The following is an 8,927-nucleotide window of genomic DNA, read 5'->3' as shown; positions in this document are numbered from 1 at the left end:
GCGGTTTGCTTTCGTCCACATCGCTTCCATGCCCTCGTCGAATCAAATCAACAGCATGGAATCACAAACGATTCATATCATTCAACTTCTTTGTGGACCGACACTGATATCGACTATGTCGTTCACGCGGCGGCGCTGAAGCATGTGCCGATCGCCGAATACAACCCCTTCGAATGTGTGCAGACGAACATCATCGGCGCGGAGAACGTCGTTCGCGCGGCGATCAACAAGAACGTCAAACGGATCGTCGCGCTGTCGACCGACAAGGCCGCCAACCCGATCAATTTGTATGGGGCCTCCAAGCTCGCCTCCGACAAGATTTTCATTGCGGCGAACAACATCGCCGGCTCGTCCGGGCTTCGACTTTCAGTCGTTCGCTACGGGAACGTCATGGGATCGCGCGGCAGCGTGTTGCCGTTCTTCCGCAAGCTCGTCGCCGACGGAGCCGATTTCATCCCGATCACGCACCCGGACATGACGCGGTTCTGGATCACGCTCGAGCAGGGGATCAACATGGTCCTTTCCTCTTTTGAGATGATGAAGGGCGGCGAGATTTTCGTGCCCAAGATACCGTCGATGAAGGTCACGGATCTGGCCAAGGCGATTGCGCCTGGGCTGCCGCAAAAGATCGTCGGCATCCGGCCCGGCGAAAAGCTGCACGAAGTGATGGTCACCGGCGATGATGCCCGGATGACGGTCGATCTGGGCGATCGCTACGCGATCCTGCCGACCTACCGTTTCTGGGCCGGCGACGAGCAACTCTATCCCGACGCCGACAAGGTCGCCGAGGATTTTGCCTATTCCAGCGACATCAACGACGTGTGGCTCGACGAGGCGGGCTTCAACGAGGTCGTTGCGAAGGCCGGAATCTGACCTGATGGCGGAGGCGTTTCTTCCCTACGGGCGGCATTGGGTCGACGACGAGGACATTGCCGCGGTCGCAGATTGCCTGAGAAGCGACTGGCTGACGACGGGGCCTCGGGTCGAAGCCTTCGAAAAGAGCTTTGCCGAGGCCGTCGGCTCCCGTTTCGCACTGGTCTGCGCCAACGGAACTGCGGCGCTGCATCTGGCGGCCCTGGCTGGCGACGTAGATAGCGACGACCTCGGCATTGCGCCGACGATGTCGTTCCTCGCCTCGGCCAACGGGATGCGATACGCGGGCGCCGAGATCGTCTTCGCCGATGCCGATCCGGATACCGGACTGGTCACGCCTAAGACCTTCCGCGTAGCTATCGACAAAGCCGGAAAGCCGGTCAAGATGGCGGTCGTCGTACATCTCAACGGCCAACCGGTGGATATGCCCGAGATTGGCCGGATCGCCAACGAAAACGGCATCATGCTGGTTGAGGACGCCTGTCACGCCCTCGGCGGAAGTTACCGCGAGGAGAATGGTTCTGCGGCATTGATCGGCGCCTGCCGACATTCGGCGATGGCGGTGTTTTCGCTTCATCCGGTCAAGACGATCACCATGGGCGAGGGCGGGGTGATCACCACCAACGACGAGGCGCTCATCGAGCGGCTGCGCCTGCTGCGTGGCCATGGGATGGTACGCGAGCCGTCCCAGTTCAAGAATGCCGACATGGCATTCGGGCACGGCGGCGCACCGAACCCCTGGTATTACGAGATGCAGGAGTTGGGTTACAATTTCCGCGCGCCCGACTTCGCCTGCGCGCTGGCGCAATCGCAGCTCGCCAAGCTCCCGATGTTTGCCGAACGCCGGGCGGCAATCAAGGCGGAATATGATCGTCTGTTTGACGGTTTCGGGGATCTGGTGCGCCCGCTTGCGATCGCATCCTCTGTCGATCCTGTCCTGCATCTCTACCCGCTGCTGATCAACTTCGAGGCACTCGGAAAAGATCGCGGACAGATCATGGGCGAGTTGCGCCAGCAGGGCATCGGAACCCAGGTCCACTATATCCCGATCCATCGGCAGCCCTATTACGCCGAGCGCTATGGCGCTCTCGATCTGCCGGGGGCCGATAGCTACTATGCCAGGGCCCTCTCGATTCCATACTATCCGATGATGGAGGTTGAGGATGCCCGGCGCGTGGCGGAGGCTGTGAGGAATGTTCTCCGACTCAACAGCTGACCATAGCGATCCTCAAGCGAACGGCGCATCGCGGCTCGGTCTGGGAACCGTTCAGTTCGGCGTCGACTATGGCATCACCAATGCGGCCGGCAGGGTAGCCATCGACGAAGCGCGCGCGATCATGAGAACCGCCGCGTCCTGCGGTATCGGCCTGATCGACACCGCCGCGCTCTATGGCGATAGCGAGACCGTCATCGGTGCCGCCACGGAAACGCGTTCCTTCGCGATTGTCACCAAGACAAGCAAGGTGGCGGACGCGGCAGGTCCGGATGCGGCGGCCGATAGCATCGCGCGCCGTTTCATCCAATCCCTGGAGAACCTGAAGGTTGAGCAGGTGCATGGTCTTCTCATTCACGACCCCGCCGACCTTCTCGGCCCCTTCGGCGATGCCGTGTGGCGTCGCATGGACGAGATCAGGCAGAGCGGCCGGGCGATGAAGATCGGAGTTTCGGTCTATGATGGGGTCGAGATCGACCGGATACTCCAGCGCTATGACCCCGACATCGTGCAACTGCCCATCAATGCGGTCGATGGTCGCCTGGACGAGGGCGGTCAGCTTGACGCGCTGGCCCGTCGCGGCGTTGAGGTCCACGCCCGATCGATTTTTCTGCAAGGCTTGTTGTTGCAGAAGCCGGAGGATATCCCGGCCAAGTTCGGGCCGCTCCGTGACGCCGTTACGGGACTGCGCGCAACCTTTGCCGAAGCGGGGTTCGGTCTGATAGAGGGACTGATCGCCGGTGTGCTCTCGCATCCGGCCATCAGCCGGGCGATCGTGGGAACGACGAGCCGGCGCGAACTGCTTGAGATCGCTGCCGCCGCTTCAGGAGTCACGCTCGAACGCGCCGATCTGGGTCCTTGGCGGATCACCGATCCGCGTGTCCTTAATCCTGCCATGTGGGCCGCGCTTTAGGGCGCCCGACAATGCCGAATGGAGTTGAAATGACCGAATTGCGGAAATGCGGCAGCTGCCTTCTGCCAGAAACCTACGAGACGATCGAATTTGATACGAAGGGCGTATGCAACGTCTGCCGCGGCAAGGAGCATCGCGACGAAAAGATCGACTGGACCGCGCGCAAGCATCAGCTGGACGAACTGATCGAGCGGCATCGCGGCAAGTACGACTACGACTGCATCATTCCGTTCTCGGGCGGCAAGGATTCGACCTATACGCTCTGGTATTTGATGAAGGAGTACAAGATCAAGCCGCTGGTCGTCCGCTTTGACCATGGCTTCATGCGCGAGACGCTGATCGAGAACAACACTCGCACCTTCAAGAAGCTCGGCGTCGACGTCCTGAACTTCACACCAAACTGGCGCGTGGTGAAGCGGTTGATGCTGGAATCGCTCCGCCGCAAGGGCGATTTCTGCTGGCACTGCCACACCGGCATCTTCTCCTACCCGATGCATATGGCCATCAAGTTCAACGTGCCGCTGGTCTTCTGGGGCGAGCCCTCGTCGGAATACACCCAGTATTACGACTATGCCGAGGACGAGATCGAGCAGGTCGACGAGACGCGGTTCAACCGCTTCGTCAATCTCGGCATCACCGCCGAGGACATGTACGGCATGATCAAGGGCGATTTCGATCTCGATCCGCGTGACCTGCTTCCCTACACCTATCCGAAGTTGCGCGATCTTAAGCGGCTTCGTTACGAATCCGTCTGCCTGGGCTCCTACATTCCCTGGGATGTGAAGAAGAATGTCGGGCTAATCCAAGAAGAACTCGGCTGGAAGGGCGATCAGGTCGAGGGCATGCCGTGGGAGGAATATCCTTACGAGAAGATCGAATGCTTCATGCAGGGCATGCGCGACTACATCAAATATCTCAAGCGCGGCTATAGCCGGGTCAGCCAGATGGTCGCCCTCGACCTGCGCAACGGCCGCATCACCAAGGAGCGCGGCCAGGAACTCGTCGACAAGTTCGAAGGCCGCAAACCGCCGTCGCTGGACATTTTCCTCGAATATGTCGGCCTGGATCAGAAGGAATTCGACGAGATCGTGTCGCACACTGTGGTGGCGCCGCACGAGCCCAATTTCGGCCAGAACGAATGGGCGCCGAAGACCTGGGACTACGACAAGTGGTATCGCGAGGGCTGAGGCCAGAGCGAGGATACCATCTTCTGAAAGCTCGCAGTCTGACAATGGCCACTTTTCGATGAAATCCATCCGTTCCGACAAATCCTCGGAACGGATGTCATGCCGACGTGCTTGCAACACGGCATCGAGATGTCTCTCCAAATCTATTCAAGATTTCAGGATCGACGGATTATGCTGAAGTTGTTACCGGGAAGAGCATGACTCGATCGACGAACCCGCAGCGAGCGACCATCAGACTGCTGACCGCGGTCCTGGTGACGCTGACGGTTTTGTTGTCGCAGTTCGCACCTGCGGGAGCGGCTCCGACCTATCGTCACGTCGCCTCATGGAACGCCGCGCTTTCCGTTGACGGCGATCAAGGACACGGTGTGACCAACTCGGCGGTAGCCCTCGCCGGCGAGCATGGCGCGACGGACAGTTCATGCAGTAGCGACTGTCCGGTCAAGTACGTTGCTATGGCTTATGGAGCGGCGGGGGGCGGGTCGCCCAAGGCTCGCATTCCCTCTCACGTCGCGGAGCTGATCGGACGGCCGGTCGACACGGGCGTCGGACCTCCACGCGCCTGACATCTCGATGCCGCCTCCTGTGGCCATGTCGCATCCGATCGCTTCCGATGACTCTCGGTTTCAAAGCCGATCTTCCTGAACGCGGTCCGACGCTGGATTCCGGTCGGCATCCCTGAACCTTCGACTATCAGCACTCCTTCCAGATCCGCGCGGTGCAGACACCGCGTGGCGGAAAATACTTCGGCCGATGACGGCCGCAGATCGGAAGGGCACATCCCAAGTGAGTAACGAGGAACGACCTATGTTGAACAAACTGATCATCGCCGCCGCTTTCGCATCCACGGTCATTGCCGCCCCGGCGTTTGCCGGCGGAACGCATGCCGGCGGTGACAACAAGGAAATGGCCGTCGGCAAGCCCGGCAAGGCCGACGCTGTCGACCGGACCATCGAAATCACCATGCTGGAGACCGAGGACGGCGACATGATCTTCGAGCCCTCCAGGATCGAAGTGACGAAGGGTCGGACGATCCGCTTCACGATCGAGAACGAAGGCGTGCTCGAGCACGAGTTCGTCATCGGTACGCCGAAGGCGAACCAGAAGCACAAGGGCGAGATGGCCATGTCCGCGGACATGAAACATGCCGACCCCAACGCCATCCGGTTGGACGAGGGCGAGGACGGCGATATCGTCTGGACCTTCACCAAGACCGGCAAGTTCGAGTTCGCCTGCCTGATTCCGGGGCATTACGAAATGGGCNGAGGGCGAGGACGGCGATATCGTCTGGACCTTCACCAAGACCGGCAAGTTCGAGTTCGCCTGCCTGATTCCGGGGCATTACGAAATGGGCATGCACGGTCCGTTGATCGTCGCGGCGAAATAGGCTCGCGCCAGCTTCGGCGTTGCGCGGCCCAGGCCGGCCGACGCCGGACGCCGCGCAAGAAATACCGCGGGCCCGGTGGATTCTCCGGCGGGCCCGCGGTTCAAAAGGATCGCCAGTCTGCAGCGGTCGCCGAATTATCACGCAGCGTTGTATTTCCGCGCCTTCAATTCGACGGGATGATGAATTAGACACTGGCTATGATGCGGTTCTTGTTGACGCTCCTTTTGATTTTGCCGATCTTGCTGACGCCCGCCTATGGCATGGTGCAGGCACCGGCGATTGATATCTCGATCCCGGAGGCGAGCGGCGCGACGGCGCGCGCGTGGAGCAATGCGGGCAAGCGTTGCGGCATGGCGGCGAAAGGCCAGCAGTCCAGCCGCTGTGTCGTCGATCTGATCGCTATTCTCTCGCCCGCCGTCTTGGCCGCCGGCAGCGATCGCGCCTTTCACAAGCGAACTGTCGATCTCCAGGGGCGATCACGGACGCCGCGTCCCCTGACGAAACCGCCTAGAGCCTGATTCTCGCCGTCTCCGGCCGATCGTACTCGGCCGCAAATTCTATTGAATCAGGATTATCCCTATGCTTACACGACGCGCTATCCTCGGCGCCGGCCTGTCCGCGACGGCATTGGCTGTCAGCGGCTGTGTCACCTCGCCGCCACCGGTTGCGCCGGCCCCGAAACCCGCCCCGGTTCCGGCCTATCCGCTTTCCTACGGGCCAATCTCCACCGAGCCCTATCCGATCCCGGCGGTTCCACCGGGTGTGGTCGCGCCGCAATATTGGCGTCAGCTCGTCGACGACCCCACGGGAGAGGTTCCCGGAACCCTCGTCGTCGATCCAGGCGAGCGCTTCCTCTACCTCGTCCAGGAGGGCGGGAAGGCTTTGCGCTACGGGGTTGGCATTGGGCGTGCCGGCTTTGCCTGGTCGGGCAAGGCGACGATCCAGTACAAGCGCCACTGGCCGACCTGGACGCCGCCGACGGAGATGATCGCCCGCCAGCCGGAACTGGAGAAATATTCCGCCGCAAATGGCGGCCAGCAACCCGGGCTGGACAATCCGCTCGGCGCGCGGGCGCTCTATCTCTTCCAGAACGGCAGGGACACGCTGTACCGCATCCACGGTTCGCCGGAGGCCAATTCGATCGGTCGCGCCGTGTCTTCCGGCTGCGTCCGGCTGCTGAACCACGAGATCATCGATCTCTACGATCGCGTGCCCGAAGGCACGACGGTGCTGGTGCGTGCGGCGAAGGAACCGGAAGGGTTGGTGTGATGGCACACAAGCTCCCGTGGCATAGCGCCGAAGTGGTCGGCCGCTTTGCCGGGCAGTTGCCCCGATGATGCGGTGGGGGCTCATCCTCGCCGCAATCATTGTGGCGGGAGTCGGCTTGTGGACCGTCATGGCGCTTCCTGGCGTCGGGGAGGCGGGGCTGTTGCGCCCCGCTGACGCGGGCGTGGTGGCGCAAGGGCAGTCGCTCTACGCGGCGAACTGCGCCTCCTGCCATGGCGAGAACCTGAAGGGGCAGCCGGACTGGCGCTCTCCCGGTCCCGACGGCCTGATGCCGGCGCCGCCGCACGACGAAAGCGGTCATACTTGGCACCACGACGACGAGACCCTGTTCCGGCTGACCAAGCTGGGGCCGGCGGCTGTCGTCGGTGGTGACTATGAGTCGGCGATGCCGGCCTATGAGGACATGCTGAGCGATGAGGAGATCGTCGCGGTGCTGTCCTACATCAAGTCGACCTGGCCCGAAGAAATCCGCACCCGCCACGATTCGTTGAACGCCGCGCGGGCGAAAAGTAAATGATCGACGGTGGGCATCCCTGATTGGGGTGTCCGCAGTTCATGTTATAATTTGCGCCGCTCTCCTGGGCGCCGCGCCGCTCCGGCCGATTTCTTATGCCGCAACGGCCTGAATTTTCGAGGATACCCATGATCTCCCGACGCCGCTTCATGCTGGGTACGGCCGCTCTCGCCGGATCGGCACTCACGCCGGCCGCGATCCGTGCTGCGTCCGCGGCCGAACCCTTGCCGGAACTGCGCGCGGCTCCTGGAGTGGCGCAGCTTCTGCCCGCCGACTCGTTCGGTCCGACCAAGGTCTGGGCCTATAATGGCGCCACACCGGGCGAGGCGATCCGCGTCAAGGCCGGCGAGCGGGTCCGACGCAGCCTTGTCAACGACCTGCCGCAATCGACGGCCGTGCACTGGCATGGCATCCGGATCGACAACGCTATGGACGGCGCCGCTGGCCTGACCCAGGATGCGGTCCCGGCGGGTGCCCGCTTTGACTATGACTTCGTCGCGCCTGACGCCGGCACTTTCTGGTATCACAGCCACGACCGTTCCTGGGAGCAGATGGCGCGTGGCCTGAGCGGCCCGCTGATCGTCGAGGAGCCGGAACCGTGGCGCGGCGCCGATCGCGAATTGACGTTGTTCATCGATGACTGGCGACTGACCAAGGACGGCATGTTCGACGAGGAAAGCCTCGGCAGCCTCATGGACTGGGGGCATGGCGGGCGCGTCGGCAATGTGGTGACGGTCAATGGCACCGTCGGACCCGAATTGCCTGTCAGGGTCGGCGAGCGCATTCGCCTACGCCTGATCAACGGCGCCAACGCCCGCATTCTGGGGGTCTCGCTCGAAGGGCTTGCCCCACGCCTGATCGCCGTCGACGGTCATCCTGTCGCGCCACGCGGCCTCAAGGACGACGTGGTTGTCCTCGCTCCGGCCCAGCGGGCCGACGTGGTCGTGGATTGTCAGGCCGAACCCGGCGCGCGCGTTCCCATCAAGGTCTATGCCGATCGGGCCTGGATCGATGCCGCCGACCTTGTCTATGGCGATCAGGCGGCGCTGCCCGCGAAACCGGGCGACATCCAGCCGCTGGCCGAGACGATGCGCCACGCGCTGGACATGGACAAAGCCCTCGACGTCCGGCTCGACATGTCGGGCGGCGCCATGGGCTCGATGGAACGGGCGATGGTCGGGGGACGTGAGCGCGGTTTCGAGGAGTTGGTGAAGCTGCGGCGGATCTGGGCCTTCAACGGTGTCGCCGGCGACATGGACGAACCGCTGTTCCGCGCCTCGGCAGGGCAGACGGTCAAGCTGACGATCTTCAACGACACACGCTGGCCGCATGCGATGCATCTGCACGGTCACCACTTCAAGGTGCTGACCCGCGACGGCAAGGCCGATCCGAACGGCGACTGGCGCGATACCGTGCTCAACGCGCCGATGGAGACGATTGATACCAACGGGAGCGAAGGCCGACTCTTCGGGGATTCCCAAGCTGACAGAATTCTGAATCACTGTGACAAACGGAGGTTTGTCATGGCAGCACCGGTTCCCCTTCACACGGAT

At 62.3% G+C, this 8,927-nt stretch carries 9 protein-coding genes; all 9 read left to right on the top strand.

Going from position 1 to position 8,927, the window contains the following annotated elements:
* On the top strand, positions 1–873 hold an 873-nt coding region (locus VQ045_RS20510; RefSeq protein WP_331831439.1), incomplete at its 5' end, for a polysaccharide biosynthesis protein.
* 4 nt (positions 874–877) lie between these two features.
* The gene (gene pseC / locus VQ045_RS20505) at positions 878–2,089 is read left to right on the top strand and encodes a UDP-4-amino-4,6-dideoxy-N-acetyl-beta-L-altrosamine transaminase (protein ID WP_331831438.1); all 1,212 of its coding nucleotides are present in this window, start codon (positions 878–880) and stop codon (positions 2,087–2,089) included.
* Positions 2,067–2,999, top strand: coding sequence for an aldo/keto reductase (locus VQ045_RS20500; RefSeq protein ID WP_331831437.1), 933 nt, complete (start codon positions 2,067–2,069; stop codon positions 2,997–2,999). Before pseC ends, VQ045_RS20500 begins: the two co-directional genes overlap by 23 nt.
* 29 nt (positions 3,000–3,028) lie before the next feature.
* Complete coding sequence (locus VQ045_RS20495) at positions 3,029–4,186, top strand: N-acetyl sugar amidotransferase (protein ID WP_327646266.1); 1,158 nt, start codon at positions 3,029–3,031, stop codon at positions 4,184–4,186.
* 753 nt (positions 4,187–4,939) lie between these two features.
* Entirely contained in the window at positions 4,940–5,761 is an 822-nt protein-coding gene (locus tag VQ045_RS22110) for a cupredoxin domain-containing protein (RefSeq protein WP_442879921.1), read from the top strand.
* A gap of 9 nt (positions 5,762–5,770) precedes the next feature.
* Complete coding sequence (locus VQ045_RS20480) at positions 5,771–6,091, top strand: hypothetical protein (RefSeq protein ID WP_331827658.1); 321 nt, start codon at positions 5,771–5,773, stop codon at positions 6,089–6,091.
* A gap of 61 nt (positions 6,092–6,152) precedes the next feature.
* Positions 6,153–6,842, top strand: a complete 690-nt coding sequence (locus VQ045_RS20475) for a L,D-transpeptidase (protein WP_327646272.1) — start codon at positions 6,153–6,155, stop codon at positions 6,840–6,842.
* A gap of 64 nt (positions 6,843–6,906) precedes the next feature.
* Complete coding sequence (locus VQ045_RS20470; RefSeq protein WP_331831436.1) at positions 6,907–7,377, top strand: c-type cytochrome; 471 nt, start codon at positions 6,907–6,909, stop codon at positions 7,375–7,377.
* 125 nt (positions 7,378–7,502) lie between these two features.
* Positions 7,503–8,927, top strand: a 1,425-nt coding sequence (locus VQ045_RS20465; protein ID WP_331831435.1) for a multicopper oxidase family protein, incomplete at its 3' end; no start/stop codon positions are given.

Origin of the sequence: Aurantimonas sp. E1-2-R+4, assembly GCF_036549515.1 — a bacterium.
Lineage (GTDB): Bacteria > Pseudomonadota > Alphaproteobacteria > Rhizobiales > Rhizobiaceae > Aurantimonas > Aurantimonas coralicida_A.
This window is presented reverse-complemented; position numbering and strand designations above follow the sequence as displayed.